The following is a 25,286-nucleotide window of genomic DNA, read 5'->3' on the forward strand; positions in this document are numbered from 1 at the left end:
CCAGGAGGACCTCGCCTTGCAATCCCATCCGCCGGCCATCTTCATCGCGGACGCCCTGGGCCTCGATTTCATCAATTCGATCGCGACCCCCGTCGACACGCCGGTCGACTGGATCGCCGATGGCGACGGCCTGTTGCGCTGGCTCGCGCAGGCGAAGCTGGTTCCGTCCGAGGTGCTGGACGCGCTCAAGGCACGGGCGAAGCCGGGCGAACTGGACAGGGTGGCCGAGCAGGCCCGCGATTTGCGCGAATGGTTCCGCGGTTTCGTGCGCAAGCACATGGGCCGGGCGCTGACGGCAAGGGCGCTGCGCGAACTCGCGCCGCTGAATGATCTGCTCGAACGCGACGACGCATTCAGCCGGATCGTCGCGCATCGCCATGACCGGGGCGACGGCTTCATGCTCGAACGGACGCGGCGCTGGCGCTCGGCCGAGTCATTGCTGCTACCGATCGGCGAGGCGATGGCCAGGGTCGTCTGCGAGGAGAGCTTTGCCGACATCAAGGCCTGTGAGGGCCCGGCCTGCACGCTGATGTTCGCCGATCACACGCGGGCGCGTGCGCGGCGGTGGTGCAGCATGGCGCTCTGCGGCAATCGCGCCAAGCAGGCCGCGCATCGGCAGCGGCAGAAGGAGAGGGGCTGAGACCCGCAATCACCAGGCCGCGGCAAGCGGCGTCGGCAATTCTCGACGATGCCGCCGACCAGCTGATCCAGCGCCAAAGCATAACGGTTCCCGCGTCGTACACCGCACGGAGAGGGAACCCGAAGCGCTCCGCCCGATGCTTCTGAAGCGCATAAAACCGGAACGAAATCCAAAACGATTTCCAACCCATATCCCTTGAGTGTTCGTCAACCTCCGCATCCGATGCTCACCCGCGAAGGGGACGACGAGGAGCTCGATCATGCCGGCCAAAGGACGAGCGACCGCGACCAGCGACCAGGCGCAGGCACGCGAGGATATCTTGAACGCGCAGGCCATCAGCACGCTGAGCGCGGGCGCCGTCAGCGCGATGAGCGCGGTCGGGGCCGCCGTCATCAAGAAGAACAAGGCTGCGCTCGGCGAGAACGCGGACTGGTTCTGGCACATCTTCGCGAAGTGCGAGGCCAAGGCCGCACGCGTCGCGGAGGAGGTCGCGCGCGATCCGCAAGCCTGCGGCGATGCGACCTTCATCGAGACCTATGCGCGGCAATTGCCGAAGCTGATGACGTCGGCGCTCGAGGCGCACGAGAAGGCGCTGAAGGAAAAGTGAGATTGAACCGCATAGCGAGTCGGACGCCCCCATCGAGACGTCCTGAGATAGGGCGAGCTGCCGCGTCGCCCGATGTTTACCTCTCCCTTGGAGAGGCATAGGCCGCCTTCGGCGGCCGTCCTCAAGAGAACGCCGAAGCGCTGCTTCGGCTATGGCGTAGCGCCGGGTGAGGGGATACGGTCCCTCGTTCGAACCGCGGCCCTCACCCGATTTGCTGCGCAAATCGACCTTTCCCCGACGGGGAGAGCGAAGAGGATACTGGCCTCTCCCCGACGGGGAGAGCGAAGAGGATACTGGCCTCCCACCCGGGCATGGTGATTTGGCCTCTCTTGGCGTAAAGCACCCCAAATCAAATCGCCATGCGTGCGGCTGTGCCGCCTGCCGGGCACGCAGTTTCATCTCATTCCGCTCGACGTTTCTGCGCCTGGTCCAACCAAGGTTTTCCATTTCGTGTCATTCCCGACCACAAGTCCGTCGCTCGCCCGAGCCCTGGCCGAGCGCAACTACAATCGGCCGACCCCTGTTCAGATCGCCGTGCTTGCGGATGAAGCCGTCGGCCGCGATCTGCTCGTTTCGGCCCAAACCGGCTCGGGCAAGACTGTCGCTTACGGCCTCGCCATGGCACGGAACCTTCTGGACGGGGTTGAGCGGTTCGAGCGGGCTGCCGCACCGCTTGCCTTGATCGTCGCGCCGACGCGCGAACTCGCCTTGCAGGTCCATCGCGAACTCGCCTGGCTCTATCAACATGCTGACGGCCGCGCCGTCTGCTGCGTCGGCGGCATGGATCCGCGCCGAGAACAGCGCGAGCTTGCCGCGGGCGCACACATCGTCGTCGGGACGCCTGGCCGATTGTGCGATCACTTGCGGCGCGGCCATCTCGACATCTCCGAATTGAAGGCTGTCGTCCTCGACGAGGCCGATGAGATGCTCAATCTCGGCTTTCGCGAGGATATGGAATTCATCCTCACGACCACGCCGGACACGCGCCGCACCCTGCTGTTCTCGGCGACGTTTCCGCGTGGCATCGTTGCGCTGGCAAAGCAATATCAGCAGCAGGCGTTTCGGATCGAGGTCGCAAGCGATGAAGGCGGTCATGCCGATATCGAATACCGCGCCCTCCGGATCGCTCCCGGCGATGTCGAGCATGCGGTCGTCAATGTGTTGCGCTTTTTCGAGGCGCCGAGCGCGCTGGTGTTCTGCAACACGCGAGAGGCGGTCAGGCATTTGCAGGCGGCGCTCCTGGAGCGCGGTTTCTCCGTGGTCGCGCTGTCCGGCGAACTGACGCAGAACGAGCGAACCCAGGCTCTGCAGGCGTTGCGGGATGGACGTTCGCGCGTCTGCGTGGCCACGGACGTGGCGGCGCGCGGCATCGATCTGGCGACCCTCGACCTCGTCATCCACGCGGATCTGCCAAATGACGCGGAGGTGATGCAGCATCGCTCGGGCCGCACCGGCCGCGCCGGCCGGAAGGGTGTCAGCATCCTGCTGGTGCCGCCCGCACGGAAACGGCGTGCGGAGGTGATGCTGGATCTTGCCGGCATCGATGCGGTCTGGGGCACGGCTCCTCAGGCCGATGAGATCCGCAAGCTCGATCATGAACGCATGCTGCAGGATGCGGTGTTGACCGCGGAGACGATGCCCGACGATCTCAGCCTGGCGCGGGCATTGCTCGCCGAGCGGTCGCCCGAGGACATCGCCGCGGCGTTCGCACGGCTTTACCGCGCGCGGCTGCCGTCGCCCGAAGACATTCTCGATCCCGGCCCGGAGAGCGGCCGGCCTCGTGACGATCGTGGTCGAGGCGACGTCAGAGGGGTGCGCCGCGATGGCCGTCCCGTCGGACCTCGGTCGAAGACGGGAAAATCATCGTCGCGTCACGGCATGGTGGAAGCCAGCGTATGGTTCCGGGCCGCCATCGGCCGAAGGAAGAACGCAGAAGCGCGCTGGCTCCTGCCGATGATCTGCCGTCGTGGCGGTATCGACAAGCGTGACATCGGCACCATCCGGATTCTGGACACCACCACCGAGTTCGAGATTTCCGAGCGGGTCGCAGAGTCTTTTGCAGTCAAGATCCGGCGTCCGGATAAGGAAGACAGCATCCGCATCGAACCGCTGGCCGACGCTCCCCGAGATCAAGCGCATTCGGAGAAGCGGTCGCGCGCGCCCTGGCGCGATGCCGGCGAGGCCGATCACGGTGCGGGTCGAGACGATCATTCGCGCGGCGAGACGAGGCCGAAACAACGCGGCAAGGCCCACCGCGAAAGCGGGTCGAAACTTGGCGGCGAGCCGGTGTTCGGGAAGAACAAGAAACATAGACAACCGGAGCGTACTAGCGCGCCTGCGAAAGGCAAACCCCGAAAGAAGCCGAGGAAGAAGCGTCGCAGCTGATCGGTTCTCGTCGAGGCGGATCACTGAGTTGCCCGACGGCGCAAGCCCTCGCGGCAAAAATATTTCTGTTTTGCAGAAATACAACTTGGTGTATGAATGGCCCGTCTCACCCGCTTGAGGGGCGCTTCGCGATCGTCACGAGTGTTGGGTCGAGATGCGGTGGACGCGGCGCGTGTGACTGACGAGCACACGTGAAGCGGACGGTGAAGTCGTGCAGGCCTGACGCCCTAGTGGCAGGTGTCTCATCAGTAGGGGCAAGAGCTCTCACTGATGACGGTGACAACAAAGCCCAGTCTCGCCGGGGAGAGCACGTATAAGCCGTAGCCCATCGCGCAGGGAAAGCCGGAGTGTTTTCCGGTTTCTCCTGTGGTCCTACCTCCCGTGCTTTTTTCACTGCACGGGACCCATGGGTGCGATCGGCACCCGGCTTTCCCTGCGCCCTCTGCTAGTTCAGAGAGCGAAACGAACGGCAAGACTCGGGCGTATCGCGCCGCGAGAATGCGAATGTATGACTCACAAGCGGTGCAATAAACTCGATGTCGTCCCGGCGCAGGCCGGGACCCGTTACCCCGAATGTCAGTTATCGCACGACGCTGGGGCCACGATCCCATTCATCATCAAATGAGGTGGTTGGGTCCCGGCCTTCGCCGGGAGAGCCGGGCGCTAGCTAGCTCGTGGTGGTGCGCACCACGCGCTTGATCTTGTCGGTGGTGTAGGTCTGCCCGCCGATGGAGAGCAGTGGCGGGGAGGCCGTGAGATCGACCGAATCGACCATGCCCTGAATCTCGGTCGTGATCGCGACGTCGTTGCCCTTGGAGTCCTTGCCGGTGGCGGTCAGCGTGTAGGTGCCGGGCGGCCACTGCGTGCCGTCAGTGCCCTTGCCGTCCCAGACGAAGCTGGCATTGCCCTGGTTCAGGTTGAAATTCCCGGAATAGGCAGTCTGGCCGGTCGAGCTCGTGATCGTGATCGTGGCGCTCGTAGCCTGCGTCGCCGTCAAATTCCAGGTCGCGGACTTGTCGAACTGCGCCTTGCTGCCGTCGACCGCGACCGTGTTGCCGACATAGACCAGCGCCTGGGTCGACTGCGCGCTCTTCTCGATCTCGATCAGCGACTTCAGCTGGTCGTTCGATTTGAGCTGCTGCTCGACGCCCGCGAACTGCACGAGCTGCTGGGTGAACTGGTTGGTGTCGAGCGGATCCAGCGGGTTCTGGTTCTGCAGCTGTGTCGTCAGGAGCGTCAGGAAGGTCTGGAAATTGTCGGCGATGCCCTTTGTCGTGGTCGACGCCGAGTTGCTGCCGGAGCTCGATCCGGTGTTGGTTCCCGGCGCCGAAGTGACCGGCGTCGGCATGGTTGCATCGACTGACATCGTGAACTCCCTACACTCGGATATCAACGCCGCCGAGCGCGCCGGATGCGCGCCCATAGGAGCGGCTGGCGTTTGCGACGGGAACGCTCTCGTCCTCGCTGACGATCAGGCGGTGGGCGTTCGGATTGGACTGGCCGTTGTTGTTCTGGCCCGACTGCGACTGGTCGCGCAGGCTGAACTGCAATCCGCCGTTGCCGGTCGACAGGCCGGCATTGTCGAGGGCGCGCTGCAACTGGTTGGCATCCTGGCGCAACATCGACAGCGTCTCGGGCCGTTCGACGGTGAGATGCGAGGTGACCTGGCCATTGCGATCGACGTCGATGCGGACGTCGATGCGGCCAAGCTCGGCCGGATCGAGCCGGATCTCGAAACGGCTCTTGCCGCTCTTGGCGGAGGCTGCAATGTGCATCGCGAGCCCGCTCAGCGGCACGGCGGCACTCTGCGCCGCCGTCGCCACGGTGAGTTGCGGTGTCGCGACCTGCGTCGCCGATGTGGTCGTCAGTTGCGGCTGGATCGCGTTCGCGGCCTGTGTGCTTGCGTCGGGCGTATTGAGCAGCGTCTGCGCCGGCGTGTGGGCGTTGGTAGCAGGCGTCGGCGCGGCGTTGCCGTCAGCGTCGGCCTTGATGGCATCGGCGGCACCGTCTGCGGCCTTCGCCTTGCCGGCAACGGCGGCCGGCTGGGTCACCTGGGGAACGATGGTCGTCGGCGTCGCGGCCGCGGCGTTGTTGGATGCGGCCGTGCCATCCTGATCGGCAGGCGCGGTGGCGGCCGCGTCCTTCGCAGCCGCTTGTGTCGTGGCCTGCTGCGTCGTCGCCTTCACGGCGGGTGTCGCGGTCGTGACGGTTGCGGCAAGCGTTGCGCTGCCGGTCGCGGTTGCTGCGCTCTGGGCCGTTCTCGCATCGGCGCTGGCCACGACCTGCGCCTCGGTCTTCACGCCGGCCGCCTTGGCGACGTTGCCGGCATTGGCGGTGGTGGTCGCCGCGGTTGCAGTATCGGCACCATTTGGTGCGCCCGTGCCGGCGATCGCCGAGCTCGCAGCGATCGCCGCCGCCGCAATCGCAAGCGGTGCCGCGGGCTTGTCGGACGAGGTGACCGTCGCTGTCGCGCTGGTGTCGGTCTGGGCCGCGGCAACCGGAAGCACCGTGGCGACGGGGGTGGCTGCGTTGGCAGGCGTCGCATTCGAGGGATTTGGCTGCGCGTCGGTCTGGGCGGTGGCCGGCTTGCTGTCGGTAGATTGGGTCTTCGCGGCCGAATTGGAATCGTCCGACTTCGATTTCGATTTGCTCTTGCGCGGCGCGTCGCTGCTGCCGGCAGCCTTGCCGTCGTCCTGCGACGACCGGTCGGGTGCGGTGGTGTTGTCGCGCGACCGCGGGTCCGCCGGCGATTGGGACGGCGAATCGTCGGAGCGCCGCGCGGGCGAGGGTTGCGCGCTCGAGGTGTCGTGCTGGCGATTGTCGTTGCTGGTCGCAGAATTGCTGTCGACCAGCGCGGCAAAGCTGTCGCCGCCCGCTTGTTGGCTCGGGTCCGGCCGCGCCGGGCGCAGCGTCGCGCCCTGAAAAGACAGGCTTGCCAATGCTTCCGACTTGACGCTGACCACCGCCGACCCTCGCAAAGAGACTTCCGGTCTTTTGTCAGCAAGGACCGGGCCAGTCGGGGTGCTCATGGAAAATCTAGTTATTTCAGTCGGTTAATTCAGGTTGATACTGGTCGGAACCGGTTCCCGGCGGGGCCTCCTTTTTGCCCGGCGGCAAGATTTGCCCTCCGCGCGCGGCAACCCGTCACTTCCCCTGATTGCCTCCCCGGAATACGGCCTATATTAGAGAGGGTCTCCAACGCGTCCCGAACCGACCGATCCGGCCTTGGACGCGTTCTGAGGCTCTCTGGACAAAGGCTTTTTAATCCCGCCGCGGAGCCCGCGAGGCGCGCCGCGACATGATCGATGACCCCTTGAAGATGCTCAACAGTCTGGATCTCGAAGGTCGCCCTGAGGACACACGGATCGTGGTCGCCATGTCTGGCGGCGTCGACTCCTCGGTGACGGCTGCGCTGTTGAAGTCGCAGGGGTACGACGTGGTCGGCATCACGCTGCAGCTCTACGACCACGGCGCCGCGACCCATCGCAAGGGCGCCTGCTGCGCCGGCCGCGACATCCACGACGCACGCAATGTCGCCGAGCGGATCGGCATTCCGCATTACGTGCTCGACTATGAAAGCCGCTTCAAGGAGCAGGTGATCGACAATTTCGCCGACAGCTACGCGCTCGGCGAGACGCCGGTGCCGTGCATCGAGTGCAACCGCTCGGTCAAGTTCCGCGACCTGCTCGCAACCGCGCGCGAACTCGGCGCGCAGGCGCTCGCGACCGGCCACTATGTCGCCTTGCGCAGGCTCGCCGACGGATCGCGCTCGCTGATGTGTGCGGCCGACGCCGATCGCGACCAGAGCTATTTCCTGTTCGCGACCACGCGCGAGCAGCTCGATTTCCTGCGCTTCCCGCTCGGCGACATGACCAAGCCGCAGACCCGCGAGCTGGCGCGGCGCTTCGGTCTCGAGGTCGCCGACAAGCAGGACAGCCAGGACATCTGCTTCGTGCCGACCGGCCGCTACACCGACATTATCGGTCGGCTGAAGCCGAATGCGATCGCGCCCGGCGACATCGTCGATCTCAACGGCAACGTCATCGGCCAGCACCAGGGCATCGTTCACTTCACCGTCGGCCAGCGCAAGGGTCTCGGCATCGCGTCGGGCAGCCCGCTCTATGTGGTCAAGCTCGATGCGGCGACGCGCCGTGTCGTAGTCGGGCCGCGCGAGGCGCTGCGCATGGACCGGATCGCGCTGCGCGACATCAACTGGATCGGCGACGGCGCGCTCGATCGCGTCATCGGGGACGGCATCGAGATGTATGTCCGCGTCCGCTCGACCCGCGCGCCGCAGCCGGCGTGGCTGCGTGCCGCCAATGGCGGCTACGAGGTCGAGCTCGTCGCGGGCGAGGAGGGCGTGTCGCCCGGCCAGGCCTGTGTGTTCTACGATGCCCCGTCGGGGCAGGCGCGCGTGCTCGGCGGCGGCTTCATCAAGAGCGCGAGCGCCAGCCGCGCGGCGCGGGCAGGGACGCGGGATACGGTGGCACCGCTCGCAGAGGCGGTCCGTGGCTAGAGCATGATCCGGAAAAGTGGCAGCCGGTTTTCCCTCGCGACGAACGCGGAACGCGTTTGCGCGGAGATCATGCTCAAACAAGGAGCTGAGATCATGTTGCGATGTCTTGTCGTCGCATGATGATCGAGTGATGTTGGGGCAGGCAATGGGGGACATCGACCGCGACGGGGTCGAAAAGGCGTATGGCCGCTGGGCGCCGATCTACGATCTCGTGTTCGGCAAGGTGTTCGATCAGGGCCGCCAGTCGACGATCGCGGAGGCCGACCGGATCGGCGGACGCGTGCTCGATGTCGGCGTCGGCACCGGACTGTCGCTCTCGGAATATTCGCGGACGACGAAGCTGTGCGGCGTCGATATTTCCGAGCCGATGCTGCGGAGGGCGCAGCAGCGCGTGCGGGCGCTGGGCTTGAGCAATGTCGAGGCGCTGGCGGTGATGGACGCCAAGAACCTCGCCTTTCCGGATGCGTTTTTCGACGCGGTGGTCGCGCAATATGTCATCACCGCGGTGCCCGATCCGGAAGCGACGCTGGATGACTTCATCCGTGTGTTGAAGCCGGGCGGTGAGCTCATACTGGTCAATCACATCGGCGCCGAGAGCGGGCCGCGCCGCATCTTCGAGCTCGCCTTCGCGCCGCTGGCGCGGCGGCTCGGCTGGCGCCCGGAATTCCCGTGGGAGCGACTGACCAATTGGGCCGCCAGGCACGGCGGGGTGAGCCTTGCGGAACGGCGGCCGATGCCGCCGATGGGGCATTTCTCGCTGATCCGCTTTCGAAAATCGTGAGGTTGCGACGATTCTGACCAGGAACATCGGTGCGCCGGCGTCGTTGGCTTGCCATGCGGATCAATCGAACACTCGTTTTGTCATGTGTGCTGATGGCGCTGCCCGTTGCCGCCGCAGCCCAAGCGCCGCCCGCACCGACCACCCCGCCGGCGCAGACCGCTCCGCCGGCGCCTCCGCGGATCGCGAATTGCGCGCCGACGCAGCAGCCGGCCCATCCGGGCACGAACCCGAACGCGTCGGAGGGAACCACGACCGGCCAGAGCACCGAGCCGTTGGGCGACAAGCTCGCCAAATCCGATGGTGTGCTGTGCCCTCCGTCCGGCGTCGATCCCGAAATGCGTGCGCCGACGCCGGAAGGCGGTAACACGCCGGTGATTCCGCCGCCCGGCAGTCCCGGCGGCGACCAATCGGTCCGGCCGAAATAGCGCCTGTCTCCAATAAGTTGCAGGAGAGGCCCGGTTTGCTTGACAGGCGCGGCCCCCGCTCTTTATATGCCGCGCATTCGCGCCCGCGGCACGCATGCCGCCGGCCGCGATGCCGTGGCGGGGTAGCTCAGCTGGTTAGAGCACGGGAATCATAATCCTGGGGTCGGGGGTTCGAGTCCCTCCCCCGCTACCAGAAAGTTAAACCAAATCAATCGGCTACGTCTTCCGCGCGATGTGCCGTCGGTTCTGTAGCAAATCGGTAGCACTCTCATCCTCGCCGGACGGATAATCTAATCCTTGAAAGTCGTCCGCATTCGAATCCTTCGGCAATTGAGCGCTGACTTCGTTCTGACGCCGTATACGCCTCAGTCGAATAGCCGCTGCATTATGATCGGTAGTGCAAACCCTGTCGGCGGCAATTTAATCTAGCGTCACCGTACGGACCGCGCTTGAACGCTTAAGGGTTCCTTTGAGTACGTGGGTCGGCGCCGCCTACGCCTTTAGCTACGAAGGCCCGGCCTGCGGCAGGGATGCAAACGGCAAGCTTAAGGCGCCGCCTCTCACTCAATTCGCAGCGGAAATCGGCGTATCGTACAAGACCGTGTTGCGGATGCGTGACCTCATCAAGCGCGCAGCTTCGAAGTATAGGGGCTACAAGGTCGGCTTCGGTCTGTTGCCGCGTAGTTTCATGAAGCACAGGAGCAGCCCGAGGTTGACGGCCGACTACCGTCACCGCAAGCGAACGCTGCTAGCGACCTAAAGCTGGCGCTGCATGACCTTCGCGAATTGTGGTCTCCAGCGGACGGTCGGCCTCATGGCCGATCGACCTCGAGGCGACGAGAATGTTCCTTTATGGGTTGGAGTCCAGTGCTCGCGTCATCGAGTCCAACGGACGACGCATCGGCTATGTCCGTGTTTGGTGCTATGCCGGCTACGTCTATCAAGGGGCTCTTGAACGCCCGCTGTCTCAAGGCGCGCTAAAAGACGAGGACGCGCTGATCTGGGATTTGCGGGATGGCTGGGGCGGTGCGCAACCCGAATATCTCGACCTGTTCAATGCCCGGGCGCCAACAATGCAGGTCACCGACCGAAGCGATACTAGCGAATTCGTGAACGTGAAGTGGCGCAAGCCCGTTGCCCTGCTGATCAACGGCAGCACCCGCAGCGGCAAGGAGGTCCTTGCCTATGGCTAATCCGGGAAAGGTGATCGATCCCTTTCCGCCGACATCGCGCGCATCACTACAAGGGCCGCTTGCGCCCGCGTGCAGCCTATTCCATGGGCTCGATCCATGAATGCACGCCTCGCAAGCTCCGCGCCTTGTAGGCGCCGTATGCTTTCTTGGCCACGGAACGGCGGCTTTGGTCAAACGCTGGCTCTATGATTTGGTTGTGACGCAGACCTCGTGGCAAACCACAGATCCCCCTTACTTCGCGTGCCCCGTGGCCGCCCGCAGCTCATTGTTTCCGCCTTGCAACCCTTTTGCTGGAGTCACGTTGACCTGCATCGCGGCAGCGGGAGCGCTTGCCGCGAGCCGCGCCACGACGCCGCATTGATGGAGCCCGTGGTATGACTGAGGTGCAGGAACTCGCGAGGTTTGTAGAACGTGCCCGGCTGGAACACCTGAGCGAGCGGGCACTGGAGCAGCTGAAGATCCGCGTGCTGGACACGATCGGTGTGGCCATTGGGGCGCTGAATGCGCCGCCCATTGCCGCGATACGCAGCCTCGTCGCCAAGCTTGGCGGTTGTCCGTTTTCGACGCTCGTTGGCGGTGGCCGCACCGCGCCGGACCGCGCCGCGTTCTACAACGGCGCTCTCAGCCGTTATCTCGATTTCATGGACAGCTACATCGCTGCCGATGAGACATGCCATCCATCTGACAACCTTGGCGCAGTTTTAGCCGCGGCCGAGATGCGACAGGCGAGCGGAGCCGATCTTCTCACCGCGCTCGCTGTCGCCTACCAAATCCACACCCGGTTGAGCGACGTGGCCCCGGTCCGCGACATGGGCTTTGATCATACCACGCAAGGAGCATACGCGGCTGCTGCGGGTGCGGCCAAGGCGTTTGGCTTGTCGTCCACGCAGATCGCGCATGCGATGGCCATCAGCGGCACGGCCAACAATGCGCTGCGTGTCACCCGTACCGGCGCGCTGTCTCACTGGAAGGCGCTCGCCTATCCAAATACGGCAATGTCGGCGACGCACGCCGCACTGCTCGCGCGCTGCGGAATCACTGGCCCCGAAGCTGTGTTCGAGGGCACCAAGGGATTCAAGGAGGTAATCAGCGGCCCCTTCGAGATCGACTGGCGACAGGAGGATCTGGAAAGCGTATGCCGAACGATCGTCAAGCAACACAATGCCGAGATCCACGCCCAGTCGGCACTCGACGCGACGCTTGACATTCGTGCGTGCCCGAGTTTCGAGGCGGCGGCGATCTCCGCAATACGGCTCAAGACATTTGCGGTAGCCCATCGCATCATCGGCGGCGGGGAGGAGGGCGACAAGCGAATCGTGCGAACCAAGGAGGAAGCCGATCACAGTCTCCCCTACATGCTGGCGGTCGCGCTGATCGATGGCGAGGTGCAGCCGGAGCAATACACGCCCGAACGGATCATCGCCGAGGATGTCCAGACGCTACTGCGGAAGGTAACGGTCACGCCAGATCCAAGCCTCTCGGCACAATTTCCGCGGCGGCTTCCTGCCGAGCTCGAAGTCGAACAGAAGGACGGAATCGTTCTTCGCGCGCGGCGCGATGATTATCACGGCTTCCATACCAGGCCATTCGATTGGCGCACGGCGCGCCGAAAGTTCGATCGCGTCACGTTTGCCTTCACGAACTCGTCCGAACGCGACGCACTGGCCGAGGTGACCGCAACGCTGGAGCGGCGTCCGGTTTCCGCTCTCACATCGCTTCTGGGCAAGGTCCATATCCCGCCCATGGAGATGCGAACAGGTTTCTGAGGAGGACGAAGCCATGGCAGAGACCACGTTTCCCTTTATTCCCCGCGCTGCGCGTCCGAGCAAGCCGCGCAAGATCGGCCTGACCGAGATCCGTGGCCCATATTATAGCGCCTATGGCCCGCGTCACCTCGCAGACCTGCTGGAAACCGTGGGCTTCTGGATCGACGGCCTCAAGTTTGCCGGCGGATCCTTTGCGCTGATGCCGCCCGCTGCGGTCAAAAGCATCAACAAGCTGGCACACGACCATGATGTCTATGTGTCCACCGGCGGCTGGATCGAGAACGTGCTGCGCTTCGGAGCTGATGCTGTCGATCGCTACATCCGCGAAGCCAAGGCGCTCCAGTTCGATGTGATCGAACTGTCGGCCGGCTTCATCAGCCTGCCCACAGATGCTCTGCTGCGCCTCATCGAGAAGGTCAAGGCGGCAGGACTGAAGGCCAAGCCCGAGCTCGGCATTCAATTCGGTGCCGGCGGCGCGACTCCGGCCGAAGAGCTGGAGAGCGAGGGGACCAAGGATGTGGCCTGGCTCATAGCGCAGGCGAGGCGGACCATCGACGCCGGGGCCGACATGATCATGATCGAAAGCGAGGGCATCACAGAGAACGTCAGGACCTGGCGTACCGACGTGGTGGCGAAAATCGTCGATCAATTGGGGCTCGAGAAGGTCATGTTCGAAGCCGCGGAGCCCGAAGTTTTCGAATGGTACGTCAAGAACTACGGCAACAACATCAACCTGTTCATTGACCACAGCCAGATCGTCCAGCTCGAGGCACTGCGCTCAGGGATCTGGGGCACCAAGAGTACCTGGGGTCGAATTCAGAACCTGTCCGGCTAACGGTGCGAACGGAGTTTAACGGCGGATTGGACATGAGCGCGCGGCAACTTGCGGTCATCTTCCTAGGCACGCGCGGAGAGATTGATGCCCGCTCACGCCAACACCGGCGGCGCAGCTCCGTGATCGTGGAGCGTGGTGGCGCGCGGGTGATGATGTGCACGTAGGTGACGGCGCGACGATCAACCGCCCTATCGTCCGCCGACGTGGTCGAGCCGTGATCGGGCACACCTCGATCCGAACCCAGCTCAACTGCTGCAAAGCCGAGCAGGTCGGACACTCCATTTTCACTCACTGCGGCAGCGAGATCGTGACCGGTGGTGCGCGGCGGATCAGTCACGTGGTCCGCCAACTCGGGGCTGAGCGCGGCGTTGAGGCGCGTATCGCCCGTGACGGCCTTAGACTGGTTCTGGATGACCGCAACGTTCATTGCGCGGGCGCGGAACGAGGTTTTGGGAGTGTCAGTCCCAGCCATGCGCGATGCTGACTGCACGACATTTCTGCAATGGGCCTTGCCGCAGCTCGACATGCATTGGCTTGGCTTCCGGAAGGTGCGGCATCAGGTCTCCAAGCGAGTGAGACGCCGCATCGCCACACTCGGCTTGAACGGATTCGCTGCATATCGCGAACGCCTGGAGGCGGGTCCTCGACCAGTTCTGCCACGTCACGAGGTCACGCTTTTTTCGGGATCGTGGTGTCTTCGACTGCCTGCGGACCAGCATATTGCCGGCCATTGCCGAACGTGCTCGGTCGGAACGGCGTCCGGCACGTTGCTGGTCGGCTGGCTGCGCATCCGGCGAGGAGCCGTATTCGATCAGGATCCTCTGGGATATCGGATTGAGTTGCGCCGTTCCCAATAGGGAAATCTTGATCGTCGCTACCGATATCGAGGACGTGCTTCTCGCGCGTGCCCGCTCCGGCTGCTACGATCGCACTAGCCTGCGTGAGGTCCCGCCGGAGCTGATTCCGCACGCATTCAAGCGTGACGGATCACGCTTCTGCATCCACGACGAGTATCGTCAGGGTGTGATGTTCGCGAAGCAGGATCTACGATCGGAAGCGCCAGCGGGCCCATTCGATATCATTCTCTGTCGACACCTCGCATTCACGTACTTCGCACCGTCGCTGCGGCAGAAGGTCCTACGGATGATGACTGAGCGGCTTACTCCAAATGGATTTCTGGTGGTGGGCTCCCACGAGCAGCTAGCCGATGCGCGGTTTGTTTCCGCAGCCCGCATGCCGCACGTGTTCACGAAGGTTGACTGAACTGCGCCAACGGTCCTGATCGTTCCAATAACGCACAGTATTGTTGTCACTCGATCGCGCTGGCTCGCAGATGGTTTACGCGTCAAGCGCGTTGCGAATCTTCTTCGCGTTCACTTCAAAATCGTTCGGGTTGCCTGTTGCACTGCCTGGAGCTGGATAAAGCCAAATGTGCGCATGCGGCACCTCTTCGCCCAAAATCCGCGCGTGTATTTCCTCGCAGAATGCCTTTTGCATCGCCCGCGCGATCTTCTGCACGACCTCGAAGTATGCACCGCCATTCGGCACATCCCAGACCCAACGAACATGCCTCTTTGGGATGACCAGCGTGTGACCTGGGGAGCGTGGGCGAATATCGAGAAAAGCGAGATGTTCTTCGTCTTCATAGACCGTCGTCGATGGAATCGCGCCGCGGACAATCTGGCAGAATACACAGTCTGTCATCGTTCAGATCACCTCCGCATCCTGCTAGACGGCTCAAGGGAACGGCATCCCGGTGATCTGCGGAATTCGCTACCGGGATGCGTGCCCATAGTGCGCGCTGCCGACATCGTGACCCTTGGATACACTCGCTGATGCATCTGCCACACTTCGATCCGGCTCCTGCTTGAGTGAAAGGTACTGAAGCATATCGGACAGTGCCAGAACGCGGACCAGGCGTCCCTGGTCGACCCAGCGAGCGTCAGAATCTTGATGCGGTGCAGGAACATCGCCGTCTCGTATGCAGTGACCGTATTGGCAAAAACATGCTGCCGGTCGTGCGAGTTCCTATTTTCCACGACGCGTGGCTTGCAACGGCCCCAACTCCTCGGTCCTGCCGCGTGCACCGCTTAAGGTCAGTACGATGCGACCAGATGTAGTGGAATGCGCTTGAGCTTGGGCGGCGACGTGTTCCGTTCTATCGACCCGCGGCAGACCCCGACGGGCCGACGCGTCGCGGGTGCGACCGCCGAGAGCCTCAAGCGTGATTCAAATCCGCCGAGTCCTCCCAGGCTCGTCGCAGATCGGCGACCGCCTGACGCCAAATCCTGCCCTTACGCCCACCAAAGCGGCGGGAGTAGGCAGGGTGGAAAGTGACGCGCAGCCGGCAGCTCTCAAATTGGAGCCTTGCCTTGCGCGCCGCCTGGATCGATTGCGACTCGCCGAACAGGCGGGCCGCTGTGCTGCCAAGGGCAATGATCATGCCTGGCTTGGAACGTCGGATATCGGCTAGCACTGCTGCGCCATAGCAGGCGACTTCCTCGACCGTCGGGCTGCGATTGCGTGGTTTCCGGTCTTTGGAATACGCAATCGGACGAAACGGAATGGCGTTGGCCAAACGCACTTGCTTGGGGTCGATCCCAGCCTCCTCCAGCATCTCGCGCAACGCCCGGCCGGCCGGACCGACAAAAGGCTTACCTTGGGCAGATTCCTCGGCGCCGGGTGCCTCGCCAACGAAGTATAGGCGTGGCCGCCGGAACAGGCCCTCAGGGGCGACACGCCGGTAATCGAGATGCTTGCTGACGTCGCTTGTCGTGACCATCGGTTCCTGCGCCAAGCCAGAAGATAACATGCACAATGCAATGTGTTCCGGCTCTATCAACATGCTGTCGCGCCACCGATTTCCAAGAGCACGTCGGACTTCCGGCCGGCGAATCGCCTTGGAACTGACGATCGCTGACGCGAGTTTTCAATCCATCAAGTTAACTGCCGCGACGGGACGGGATCGGAAGAGCAGATGTCACTAACCGCCTATCGCAGGAAGCGCAATTTTCGGACGACGCCGGAGCCGCACGCCCGTGCACACCGGAGAAGCAAGGAGTTGATTTTCGTGGTCCAGAAGCATCGCGCTTCGCACGTGCACCACGACTTTCGCCTCGAGCTGGATCGGGTCCTGAAGAGTTGGGCCGTGCCCAAGGGACCGCCCAGAAGATCGGCCGACAAGCGCCTCGCGGTGCAGGTTGAGGACCATCCGTATGCATACAAAGACTTCGAGGGCAGGATACCCGAAGGCGAGTACGGCGCGGGACTCGTGGAAAAATGGGATGGCGGAATCTACGCAGCCGAAGGCGCGCGTAGCGCAGCGGAGAGCGAGCGAGCCGTGCGAGCAGGATTGCGGCGAGGACGCGCGAGTTTCATTCTCAAGGGAGGCAAGCTTCGGGGGGCGTATTCGCTCGTGCGATTGAAGCGACCCAAGCAATGGCTACTGATCAAGACGCATGCGAAAAAGTGACCTCAGACCAATGCTTGCGACCCTCATCGACGCGCCCTTCGATGACAAGGATTGGGTGTTCGAGACGAAATGGGACGGCTTTCGGCTCGTCGCCAAGACCGAAAGAAAAAGCGGTGCCCTCTACTCGCGTAATGGCAACGATGTGACGAGGCGCTATGCCTCGGTCGCCGAAGCGCTCGATGTTATCAAGCGCAATGCGGTGATTGACGGTGAGCTGGTGGCGCTCGACGCGGAGGGCCGATCGCGATTTCAGCTATTGCAGAATGCCCTGAAGGGCAAGGCACGTCTTCGCTACTACGTGTTCGACCTGCTCTTTCTCGACGGGCGTGACTTGCGCAGCAAGCCATTGCGCGAGCGCAAGGACCGGTTGCGCGCTATCCTTCGCCGGCATCCGCTCGTCCGCTACAGCGTGCACAGAAAGCGGGCTGGCAGGGCGGCGTTCAACAAGGCGCGACGTGCGGGGGAGGAGGGCATTATCGCCAAGCAGGCCGCAAGTCTCTACCACTCGGGAAAGCGCTCGAGAGAATGGCTCAAGATAAAAGCCGGCCATGAGCAGGAAGCCATTATCGTGGGCTTCACCAAACCGCACGGGAGCCGCGAGCATTTTGGCTCGCTCGTCCTTGGCGTCTACGACAAGGGCAAGCTCGTCTACGTCGGCCATAGCGGCGGCGGATTCTCCAGAGAGATGCTCGCGACGCTGCACGCGCGCATGATGAAATTGAGGACAGACAAGAAGCCGTTTACCGACGTTGCACACGAGGACAAGACGACGTGGATCAGGCCGCGGCTCGTATGTCAGGTCAAGTTCACCGAATGGACGCACGAGGGGGAGATGCGTCATCCGGTGTTTCTTGGCATGCGCACCGACAAGCCCGCGCGGCAAGTCAGGCGAGAGCGAGCATGACCGTGGAGCTTACACACGTCGGCAAGGTGTTCTGGCCGAAGGAGCGATACACCAAGGGTGACGTGATCACCTATTATGAAAAGATCGCGCCTTACCTGCTTCCGTATCTTAAGGGCCGCGCCGAAGCCCTCAATCGCTTCCCTGATGGCATCAAAGGGAAGCACTTTTACCAGAAGGACGTCGATCCCCGGCAATTGCCTCGATTTGTCAAGTCCGTCCCTCTGCGTGCCAGGAGCGCAGGCAAGACCGTGGACTACGTGGTCTGCAACAACAAGGATACGCGTCTCTATCTTGCGAACCTCGGCTGCATCGAAATAAACCCCTGGTCGTCGCGCACTGATCGTCCTGACAAACCGGACTTCATGACGCTCGATCTTGATCCGAGCAAGGGCGACGATTTCGACGACGTTATCACGGTTGCCCAGGCCGCGCACCATCTTCTCGATCGGTTGCGCGTGAAGAATTATTGCAAGACCTCCGGCAAGACCGGAATCCACGTGCTGGTTCCGCTCGGGGGCAAATACACTTTCGACCAAGTCCGACAACTCGGGAGGCTGTTGGCGGAGCGCGTCGCCGCCGACGTGCCCGCTTTGGCCACTACGCAGCATCGGATCGGAAAACGCGGCAGAAAGGTCTATCTCGACTATATGCGCAACATCGGCCAGACCGTTGCCGCACCTTATTCGCTTCGGCCGTCACCGGGCGCGTTGGTGTCGACGCCGCTCGAATGGCGCGAGGTAAAGAGAGGTCCTCGACCGCAACGATTTACGATCAACACAATCTTCAAGCGACTGAAGGCCAAGGGCGACCTGCTACGGCCGGTCCTCAGGCAACGTACAGACCTGCGTCGCGCCGTTCGCAGCCTTGAAAGCGAGTTGCGTGACGTGGCCGCCAGCAAGTCGAGGTAAGTGCGAGTACAACGTGCTTCCCTAGGTCCTTGCTGCTGCTTAACGCGAGTAAGTATCGGCCTCGCGAGACTGTGCCCTCCAAGCAACCGCGACCCGTCGATCTCGTCATTTCAACGCAAGAGAAATAGGAGCGAGACATGCCCAAGACAAAGACGCTGGCAGCGACAGCACCTCGTTCATTCCCGACCATCAATCCGGCGACCGGCGAGAACGGCCGCGTCTATCAGGGTCACACGATTGATCAAGCCATATTGATTGCGGCTGACGTGCATCAGGCGCAAAGCGACTGGCGGCGGACGCCCTTCAGCGTGCGCGCGGATCTGATGAAGAACGCGGCGCAAGCCATTCGCAAGAACCGGGAACGCTATGCCAGATTGATGACCGATGAAATGGGAAAGACCGTTACCGATGGTGTGGCCGAATTAGAGAAGTGCGCCTCGACCTGCGAATATTTTGCGCAACACGCCGAGGAGTTTCTAAGACCCATCTCTCAGGATATGAGCGCCGGCCATGCCGGGCCCAAGCCGCCCCCTCGCGCTTTCGTGACATTCAATCCGCTCGGCGTCATCCTTGCGGTGATGCCCTGGAATTTTCCTTTCTGGCAAGTGATACGATTTGCGGCCCCGCATCTGATGGCCGGCAATGCCGGTGTTCTCAAACATGCATCCAACGTTCCCGGCTGCGCGCTTGCGGTTGAGGAGATCTTCAGGGAAGCCGGATTTCCGACCAACGTCTTCAGAACAGTGCTTCTGTCATCCAAGGACCTCAAGCCGCTGATCGAAGATCCGCATATCGCCGCGGTGACGCTGACGGGCAGCGTCGCCGCTGGCAAGTCGGTGGCTGCGACCGCAGGAGCCGTAATGAAGAAGGGCGTATTCGAGCTCGGCGGATCGGACGGCTATACTGTTCTGGAGGACGCCGATCCCGTTGCTGCGGCCAAGATCTGTGCGCGCGGACGGATGGTCAATGGCGGCCAAAGCTGCATTGCGGCCAAGCGGTTCGTCGTGGTCGAGAGTGCACGGGAAGCGTTCGAGCGCGCGCTGGTCGAAGAGATGCGCGCTTACGTGATGGGAGATCCGTACGATCCGAAGACCAGGCTGGGACCTATGGAAAGCGTGCACTCGCGGGATAAGATCGCAAGCCAGGTTAGGCAGAGCGTGAGAAATGGTGCCAAAAATCTCCTCGGCGGCGAAGTGCCGAAGCAACCGGGCGCATGGTATCCGGCCACTGTTCTGTCAAATGTGCTGCCCGGGCAGCCCGCGCATGATGAAGAGGTGTTCGGACCGGTTGCCGCTGTCATTTCCGCCAAGGACGAGGCGGACGCGATCCGCATCGTCAATGCCAGCCACTTTGGTCTCGGAGCGGCAGTGATTGCAGGTGACACCACCCGAGGAGAGCGGATCGCCGCGGAAGAGCTGGATGCGGGCGCTGTGTTTGTGAACGAGAGCGTCCGCTCAGACCCACGGTTGGCGTTCGGCGGGGTCAAGGACAGCGGCTACGGACGGGAATTGTCCGAATTTGGAATTCGCGAGTTCTGCAACATCAAGTCGGTCTTGATCGAGCCGCTGTAGTTGAGCCGTTCAAACCTTCCGCACGGATGGTTGACGTAGGTAGCCTACGTCGCCCTGTTGGATTTCGCCGTGTGGCGGAGAAGGATGAGCCTCCTGTTTCAGAACTGCATATGTGAGATTGGGCCTTCGATCTCAAAGCTCGAACTCGTGTTCGTGTGGCAGGAGGACTCGGCCAGGCCGTAACGGCTCTCTCCGAGGTCAGAGGTCGCGCAGCGTAGGAACCTTGGGTTCATGTTGACATTGTCACCGTAGCAGCGAAGGAGACCGCGATGGCAACGCTTTTAGTCATGGATCACACCGGCGACACCCGTCATTACTTCGATCCCGAAGACCGTGAGCAATTCGCCGGGGCGGAGGCGCGCTTCAAGCAACTGATCTCGGATGGCTATACGGCCGCGACGCGGCAGGCAAGCGGGAATACCGTGGTGGCGCGATCGCTGGATCCGAAGGCGGAAGAGACCTTGTTCTATCCGCGGCTGGTCGGCGGATGATGCGGCTTCGTCCGCGTGATGCGTTTATGTCGCTCCGGCGCGCAGCTGGAGGGCTCTACGCGGCGATGCTCGCGATACGGGAACGGTGGCGCGCGTATGAGCAAATCGAGACGCGTGGGATGGCATTATTGTTCCGCTGGCTCTCGCCGGAGCAGCGATCCGAGTTCGAGAAATACAAGCGCTTCGACGTCATCGGCTCCGAGTCCGGCAAGCGGTATCGCATTTGCTATGGAACCTCGACCAACGTCTACGAAATGGACGACAAGGGCCTTGTCGTGGTGGGTTGGTGCTTCCGACCTGTCGGTTCCCTGGTGGCAGGTGACGTTATGCTTGCGCAGAAGATTGCGCTGGAAATTGACGAGCGCGGAACCCTGATGGTTGCCAGACCATTCCCAGGCTCGATGCCGCCGCGGGCAGGCCTGCTACCGACCGGTTAGTTCAGCGCCGGCATCGCCGGGAACGCATCTTTCCCACGCGCGTTTCGCCCTGCGGGTGGCGGGGCGCGGCGTCGGGTTGGATCTGCCCGGCGGCGTTTGCCCTCATGACGGGAGTCCGATGGCTCTCAACTTTGAAACGCTCAAGGCGACGCTTGTCCTTTATGGGGTGAACGCGGTCTGTGCGATCGTGCTCATGATCGTCGGCTGGTATGCCTCGGGCTTGGCGCAACAATTCGTGTCGCGTACGCTCACTGCGACGCAGCATGTCGACGCGCTGGTGACCGTCTTTTTGTCGAGCCTCGCGCGCTACGCGGTTCTCGCCGTGGTCGGCATCGCGGTCTTGCAGTTGTTTGGCATTCAGACGGCAAGCCTGGTTGCCGTATTGGGCGCCACCTCGCTCGCGATCGGTCTCGCCTTGCAGGGGACGCTGTCAAACCTCGCAGCGGGGGTCATGCTCCTGCTGTTCCGGCCGTTTCAGATCGGAGACGACCTCGAGGTCGCGGGAAAGGCCGGCAAAGTGCGCGCATTGTCGCTCTTCATGACCGAGCTTGTCGCACCTGACAATACGCAGGTGTTGTTGCCAAATGGCTCGGTGTGGGGCAGCGCGATCGTCAACCACAGCACCTATCCGGGCACCGGTGAGGTCAAGGTGTCCTTCCCGGTGAGAGCAGGGGATTCGATCGAGCGGATCACCGAGCAAATCCTGCAGCGGTTGCGCGGGGACACGCGGATACAGGCGCAGCCGGCGGCGGAAGTCCACGTGTCGAAGGTGTTGAACATCTCCGACGCGGCGGGCCCTTTCGTCGAACTGACGGTCCGCGCAAAAGTCAAACCGGCCGACACCGACGCGGTCAAACAGCGCCTGCTGGATGAGATCAGTTCCCTGCTTCGTGACGATGTCGGTCGTCCAGCGGCTGCCTGAACTGTCGAGTGGAGCCAATAGGAACCAAGCAAATTGCGCGGGCTTAAGCCACATGATTCAGAGCAGGCTTAAGCCAAATGACTCAGATAAGCGTGCTCGACTAATCGACCAAACGCAAGCGTTCGACCGCGCTTGCCGGGCTTGAGACGCTCCCGGAGGGCGGAAGCCTGCCGCGGCGAGGCAAGCCAAATAGCCGCGATGCGCGCCGCTGAATCTCCGGCACGCGCTGCTAGCGCAGCCGGTGGGCCGGCGACCGCACCGCTCACGCATGCGCCAACGGAGAAGCTCATGGACCTGAACGGCAAGAAAATCGCGATCCTCGCAACGCACGGTTTCGAGCAGTCGGAGCTTGAAGTGCCGCGTGATCGTCTGAAGAAGGCCGGCGCAGCGGTCGAGGTCGTCTCGCTCGCTTCGGGCGAGATCAAGGGATGGGAAAAGAAGGATTGGGGGCGTCCGGTCAAGGTCGACAAGACGCTGGATCAAGCCGCGGCCGCCGATTACGACGCGGTGGTCCTCCCGGGCGGACAGATCAATCCGGACTTGCTGCGCGTCGAAGCCAAGGCTCTGAAGTTCATCAAGGATATTTTCGACGCCAAGAAGACCGTCGCGGCGGTCTGCCATGGACCATGGCTGTTGATCGAGACCGGAATCGCCAAGGGCCGCAAGATGACGTCGTACAAGTCGATCAAGACCGACGTGGAGAATGCCGGTGCGAGGTGGCAGAACGCCGAGGTCGTTGTCGATCAGGGCGTGGTCACCTCGCGGAATCCCGGCGATCTCGAGGCCTTCAGCGCCAAGATTATCGAGGAGGTCAAGCAAGGACGCCACACCCAACGCCGCGCGGCATGAGGGATCGTCATGCCGCCATTCTCGGACGAGATGAATCGCTGAATGTGTCGCAATGTGCAGAGCCTGTGCGGAGGTCTGCCGGAAGATGGCCAGCTGACCCTTGCTGCGCACGATCGATTTGGAGAACATCATGCACGACAGCACTATCAAGAAAGTCTCCCAGGCCACGGCCCCCAAAGGCGCGATGGGACAGACTTATCTCGTATCCGGCAAGCGTGTCTCGATGCGGTTCTGGGACAACGAGCAGCCGCAGCAAGGTAGTCCCGAGCAGCGGGACTACGAAACCGTCGGATACGTCATCGCGGGTTTGGCAGAGCTCACGCTCGAGGGACAGACCATTCGGCTACAGAAGGGGGATTCCTGGCTGGTACCCGCCAGGTCTGAGCACAGCTATCGCATCCTGGAACCTTTCACCGCGGTCGAGGCGACGGCGCCGCCGGCGCAAGTCCACGGTCGGGACGAGCCCCAGTCGTAGGAGACCCAGGATGCTCGAAGAGAAACTAAGGGAGGCGATCATCGGCGAACTGATGCGTCAGGCGGCGGATCGGCCGTATGTTCTCCGCGTGCAGAACTCCCGAGAACTCTCCGTGGTGGGCGCGATCGATCTGGACGCGCTCGTGATGGTGATTGCAGGCGCGGTCGCGGGTGGTCCCTGACTCGCTGCGTCAGCAACAGATCGGATTTCGCCGCTTCCGCTCTCGAGGAGATCGCAATGAATAGAGTGCCAATTACGCCGATGACGCAGGACCCCGGCCGCCTCAGCGATTGGGGGTCCCATGCGCAAACCGACGAGCCCTGGAAGGGTAACCCGGAGAAGGAGCAACGCTCCGGAGAGCACAAGCCCGACCTGGAAAAATGGCATGAATCGAACACGCACTGATCGGCGGGGAATGAAGGATGTCTCCATTTCACTTCAACATCGTAAGTGACGACCGCGTGATCGGCTCGACAGGCCAACCAGTCGTCGACCGCGATCAGGCCATTGCTGTTGCAAAACGCCTGGCCATCGATCTTGCGGAGGAGCGGAAGGAGTTTCTCGGCCGAGGTTACTTCGTCTCGGTGACCGACGGCGACGAGCGCGAGATTCACCGCGAAAGCATCGACAGTGCCGAAAAGAGCGGCTGACCGGCGTCTGGCGTCGGCTCGCGACGGAGAAGAGAGGAATCCGGCTATGATCTAGTCGGAGGTGACATCGTCGGCGCGCGAGAACACCAACGTGACGACCAGCGCCGCGATCCCGCCGGTAATCAAGATCCAAGGCAGATAGTCCGCCACTGGCGCAAATCCATATGTTCGCGGCCCGCGAGGCTGGGTTGCGCGGAGCACGAGATCGATCTTCATCCCGAATGCCTACAGCTGCGCGTGCTGGCCGGTCGGTCGCGAGATTTGGCTCAGCGCCATGCCTGCGCCGTTGTTCCCGTGCGCCTGCGCGATGTCGCCGAGGGCAATGATACCGACGAGCCGCTTGTCGCGGCTAAGGACGGGCAGGCGGCGTACCTGTATCGCGCCCATATTCTGCGCGATCTGCTCGATGTCCTCGTCCTCGAAGCAGTACTTCACTTCGGCGGTCATGATGTCGCCGACCCGCGTGTCCGGGCCGCGCCCCATCCCGACGCCGCGTACCGCAATGTCACGATCCGAGATCATTCCGATGAGACGGTCGTTGTCAGTAACGGGCAGCAGCCCGACGGCGAGCGCTCCCATGCTTCCGCAGCATCGCGGAGCGTGCTGTCGGGGGTGCACAGCTGAACGTCTCGTGTCATAGCATCGGAAACCTTCATGATCGGCCTTTCCGTTGGCTGGCTGCTTCAACCGCCTAACGATACGCCCCGAGCTCCGTTCCTAAGTTTGTCCGGTTGGTCGCCGCTATCTGCCGTTCTGCGTTGTCAGGTCGAAGGACTTGATGACGTAGTGCTGCTCAAGCAAGCACAGGAGGTCGACCGGCGGACGAGAATTTTCGGGACGTCGCCAGAATACCTCGAAAGCATAATCCACGTTGGTCGAGTCGCCCCTGCGTCGCCGTTCCTGGAATCGCGCATGGTAGTGCAGCGGCTCGATCAGCTTCGGTAGCGTCTCGATCACGCTCACGTCGGCTCCACCAATCGTCAGGGCAGCGCGGTGGAGCCGGGGAATTCTGACATCGACCCATTTGAGGATCGAGAGCGTGACGACACCAATGGCGGTTCCGACGCAACCGAGGGCGAGTTGCCCACCGCCGAGACAGAGCCCGATGACGGTGATCAGCCAGAGCGTGGCGGCGGTTGTCACGCCGGTGATGAGATCGCCCTTCTTGAGGATCGTGCCGCCGCCGATGAATCCGACGCCCGTCAGGATACCGAGCGGAAGCCGCATCAGGTCCAGCTGGATGAAGGAGGTTGAACCCTTTCCGTCGACGGACAGCAGAAGATTGGCCTGAATCATCGACAGGGAGGCGGCGAGTCCGACCAGGATTGTGGTTCGTAAGCCCGCTGCATGTCCGCGCGCACCACGATCAAAACCGATGATCATGCCGGCCAAAATTGTCAGTGCGAGGCGGATGGCGATGTCGGACCAGGTCGGCTGAAGCGGCACGTTCCGCCCCGCA

General features: G+C 62.7%; 27 protein-coding genes, 1 tRNA gene and 1 pseudogene. 23 read left to right on the plus strand and 6 right to left on the minus strand.

Annotated elements, in window-relative coordinates; translation table 11 throughout:
• The first annotated feature begins 16 nt into the window (after nt 1-16).
• From MTX19_RS06625 to MTX19_RS06635, 3 genes are all read left to right on the plus strand, one after another.
• Entirely contained in the window at nt 17-640 is a 624-nt protein-coding gene (locus MTX19_RS06625; protein WP_280982931.1) for an ABATE domain-containing protein, read from the plus strand.
• A 259-nt stretch (nt 641-899) separates the two neighbouring features.
• Nucleotides 900-1,247: a hypothetical protein gene (locus MTX19_RS06630; protein WP_280982932.1), complete on the plus strand. Its 348-nt coding sequence runs from the start codon at nt 900-902 to the stop codon at nt 1,245-1,247.
• Nucleotides 1,248-1,697: 450 nt separating this feature from the next.
• Nucleotides 1,698-3,632 carry a DEAD/DEAH box helicase gene (locus MTX19_RS06635; RefSeq protein WP_280982933.1) on the plus strand — a complete coding sequence of 645 codons (1,935 nt, stop codon included), beginning with the start codon at nt 1,698-1,700 and terminating at the stop codon, nt 3,630-3,632.
• Between the two features lie 667 nt (nt 3,633-4,299).
• Here MTX19_RS06635 and MTX19_RS06640 read toward each other — a convergent pair.
• A complete protein-coding gene (locus MTX19_RS06640) occupies nt 4,300-4,998 on the minus strand; it encodes a flagellar hook capping FlgD N-terminal domain-containing protein (RefSeq protein ID WP_280982934.1) in 699 nt (232 codons plus the stop codon).
• A 10-nt stretch (nt 4,999-5,008) separates the two neighbouring features.
• A complete protein-coding gene (locus MTX19_RS06645) occupies nt 5,009-6,595 on the minus strand; it encodes a flagellar hook-length control protein FliK (protein WP_280982935.1) in 1,587 nt (528 codons plus the stop codon).
• 356 nt (nt 6,596-6,951) lie between these two features.
• Between MTX19_RS06645 and mnmA the strand changes: the two genes are divergently transcribed.
• The 8 genes from mnmA to MTX19_RS06685 all read left to right on the plus strand — a co-directional run bounded on the left by mnmA (nt 6,952) and on the right by MTX19_RS06685 (nt 14,411).
• Nucleotides 6,952-8,148, plus strand: a complete 1,197-nt coding sequence (gene mnmA, locus MTX19_RS06650; protein WP_280984711.1) for a tRNA 2-thiouridine(34) synthase MnmA — start codon at nt 6,952-6,954, stop codon at nt 8,146-8,148.
• Between the two features lie 145 nt (nt 8,149-8,293).
• Complete coding sequence (locus MTX19_RS06655) at nt 8,294-8,929, plus strand: methyltransferase domain-containing protein (RefSeq protein ID WP_280973896.1); 636 nt, start codon at nt 8,294-8,296, stop codon at nt 8,927-8,929.
• A 53-nt stretch (nt 8,930-8,982) separates the two neighbouring features.
• Nucleotides 8,983-9,354, plus strand: a complete 372-nt coding sequence (locus MTX19_RS06660) for a hypothetical protein (RefSeq protein ID WP_280984712.1) — start codon at nt 8,983-8,985, stop codon at nt 9,352-9,354.
• Between the two features lie 116 nt (nt 9,355-9,470).
• A tRNA-Met gene (locus MTX19_RS06665) sits at nt 9,471-9,547 on the plus strand.
• Between the two features lie 649 nt (nt 9,548-10,196).
• Nucleotides 10,197-10,547, plus strand: coding sequence for a S41 family peptidase (locus tag MTX19_RS06670; RefSeq protein WP_280982936.1), 351 nt, complete (start codon nt 10,197-10,199; stop codon nt 10,545-10,547).
• 374 nt (nt 10,548-10,921) lie between these two features.
• Nucleotides 10,922-12,313, plus strand: coding sequence for an MmgE/PrpD family protein (locus MTX19_RS06675; protein ID WP_280982937.1), 1,392 nt, complete (start codon nt 10,922-10,924; stop codon nt 12,311-12,313).
• 13 nt (nt 12,314-12,326) lie between these two features.
• Entirely contained in the window at nt 12,327-13,148 is an 822-nt protein-coding gene (locus MTX19_RS06680; protein WP_280982938.1) for a phosphosulfolactate synthase, read from the plus strand.
• Nucleotides 13,149-13,868: 720 nt separating this feature from the next.
• Nucleotides 13,869-14,411: a CheR family methyltransferase gene (locus tag MTX19_RS06685; protein WP_280985892.1), complete on the plus strand. Its 543-nt coding sequence runs from the start codon at nt 13,869-13,871 to the stop codon at nt 14,409-14,411.
• A 75-nt stretch (nt 14,412-14,486) separates the two neighbouring features.
• On the opposite strand, the gene MTX19_RS06690 is transcribed toward MTX19_RS06685, so the two are convergent.
• Together MTX19_RS06690 and MTX19_RS06695 are read right to left on the minus strand one after the other, a co-directional pair.
• Nucleotides 14,487-14,852 carry an HIT domain-containing protein gene (locus MTX19_RS06690; protein WP_280982940.1) on the minus strand — a complete coding sequence of 122 codons (366 nt, stop codon included), beginning with the start codon at nt 14,850-14,852 and terminating at the stop codon, nt 14,487-14,489.
• Nucleotides 14,853-15,366: 514 nt separating this feature from the next.
• Nucleotides 15,367-15,993, minus strand: a complete 627-nt coding sequence (locus MTX19_RS06695; RefSeq protein ID WP_280982941.1) for a uracil-DNA glycosylase — start codon at nt 15,991-15,993, stop codon at nt 15,367-15,369.
• 132 nt (nt 15,994-16,125) lie between these two features.
• Here MTX19_RS06695 and MTX19_RS06700 point away from each other — a divergent pair, with 132 nt between their 5' ends.
• The 12 genes from MTX19_RS06700 (at nt 16,126) to MTX19_RS06755 (ending at nt 23,827) form a co-directional block, all read left to right on the plus strand.
• Nucleotides 16,126-16,620, plus strand: coding sequence for a DNA polymerase ligase N-terminal domain-containing protein (locus tag MTX19_RS06700; RefSeq protein ID WP_280982942.1), 495 nt, complete (start codon nt 16,126-16,128; stop codon nt 16,618-16,620).
• 10 nt (nt 16,621-16,630) lie between these two features.
• A complete protein-coding gene (ligD, locus tag MTX19_RS06705; RefSeq protein ID WP_280982943.1) occupies nt 16,631-17,524 on the plus strand; it encodes a non-homologous end-joining DNA ligase in 894 nt (297 codons plus the stop codon).
• Nucleotides 17,434-18,432 carry a non-homologous end-joining DNA ligase gene (ligD, locus tag MTX19_RS06710; RefSeq protein ID WP_280985893.1) on the plus strand — a complete coding sequence of 333 codons (999 nt, stop codon included), beginning with the start codon at nt 17,434-17,436 and terminating at the stop codon, nt 18,430-18,432. The genes ligD (MTX19_RS06705) and ligD (MTX19_RS06710) overlap by 91 nt, the downstream gene beginning before the upstream one ends.
• Nucleotides 18,433-18,569: 137 nt before the next feature.
• The gene (locus MTX19_RS06715; protein WP_280985894.1) at nt 18,570-20,003 is read left to right on the plus strand and encodes an NAD-dependent succinate-semialdehyde dehydrogenase; all 1,434 of its coding nucleotides are present in this window, start codon (nt 18,570-18,572) and stop codon (nt 20,001-20,003) included.
• A 269-nt stretch (nt 20,004-20,272) separates the two neighbouring features.
• On the plus strand, nt 20,273-20,494 hold the full coding sequence (locus MTX19_RS06720; RefSeq protein WP_280973887.1) for a hypothetical protein: 222 nt from the start codon (nt 20,273-20,275) through the stop codon (nt 20,492-20,494).
• 26 nt (nt 20,495-20,520) lie between these two features.
• A complete protein-coding gene (locus tag MTX19_RS06725) occupies nt 20,521-20,931 on the plus strand; it encodes a hypothetical protein (RefSeq protein ID WP_280982946.1) in 411 nt (136 codons plus the stop codon).
• Between the two features lie 118 nt (nt 20,932-21,049).
• A complete protein-coding gene (locus tag MTX19_RS06730; RefSeq protein ID WP_280985895.1) occupies nt 21,050-21,853 on the plus strand; it encodes a mechanosensitive ion channel domain-containing protein in 804 nt (267 codons plus the stop codon).
• A gap of 288 nt (nt 21,854-22,141) precedes the next feature.
• On the plus strand, nt 22,142-22,702 hold the full coding sequence (locus MTX19_RS06735) for a type 1 glutamine amidotransferase domain-containing protein (RefSeq protein WP_280985896.1): 561 nt from the start codon (nt 22,142-22,144) through the stop codon (nt 22,700-22,702).
• Nucleotides 22,703-22,832: 130 nt separating this feature from the next.
• The gene (locus tag MTX19_RS06740) at nt 22,833-23,177 is read left to right on the plus strand and encodes a cupin domain-containing protein (protein ID WP_280978275.1); all 345 of its coding nucleotides are present in this window, start codon (nt 22,833-22,835) and stop codon (nt 23,175-23,177) included.
• Nucleotides 23,178-23,187: 10 nt separating this feature from the next.
• A complete protein-coding gene (locus MTX19_RS06745) occupies nt 23,188-23,358 on the plus strand; it encodes a hypothetical protein (protein WP_280982949.1) in 171 nt (56 codons plus the stop codon).
• A 56-nt stretch (nt 23,359-23,414) separates the two neighbouring features.
• On the plus strand, nt 23,415-23,582 hold the full coding sequence (locus MTX19_RS06750) for a hypothetical protein (RefSeq protein ID WP_280982950.1): 168 nt from the start codon (nt 23,415-23,417) through the stop codon (nt 23,580-23,582).
• 56 nt (nt 23,583-23,638) lie between these two features.
• Nucleotides 23,639-23,827, plus strand: a complete 189-nt coding sequence (locus tag MTX19_RS06755) for a hypothetical protein (protein ID WP_280973880.1) — start codon at nt 23,639-23,641, stop codon at nt 23,825-23,827.
• A 225-nt stretch (nt 23,828-24,052) separates the two neighbouring features.
• On the opposite strand, the pseudogene MTX19_RS06760 reads toward MTX19_RS06755, so the two are convergent.
• A pseudogene (locus MTX19_RS06760) lies at nt 24,053-24,483 on the minus strand (CBS domain-containing protein).
• 85 nt (nt 24,484-24,568) lie between these two features.
• Complete coding sequence (locus MTX19_RS06765; protein WP_280982951.1) at nt 24,569-25,273, minus strand: MgtC/SapB family protein; 705 nt, start codon at nt 25,271-25,273, stop codon at nt 24,569-24,571.
• Nucleotides 25,274-25,286 lie beyond the last annotated feature (13 nt).

Origin of the sequence: Bradyrhizobium sp. ISRA464 (assembly GCF_029910095.1) — a bacterium.
In the GTDB taxonomy this organism is placed as follows: Bacteria; Pseudomonadota; Alphaproteobacteria; order Rhizobiales; family Xanthobacteraceae; genus Bradyrhizobium.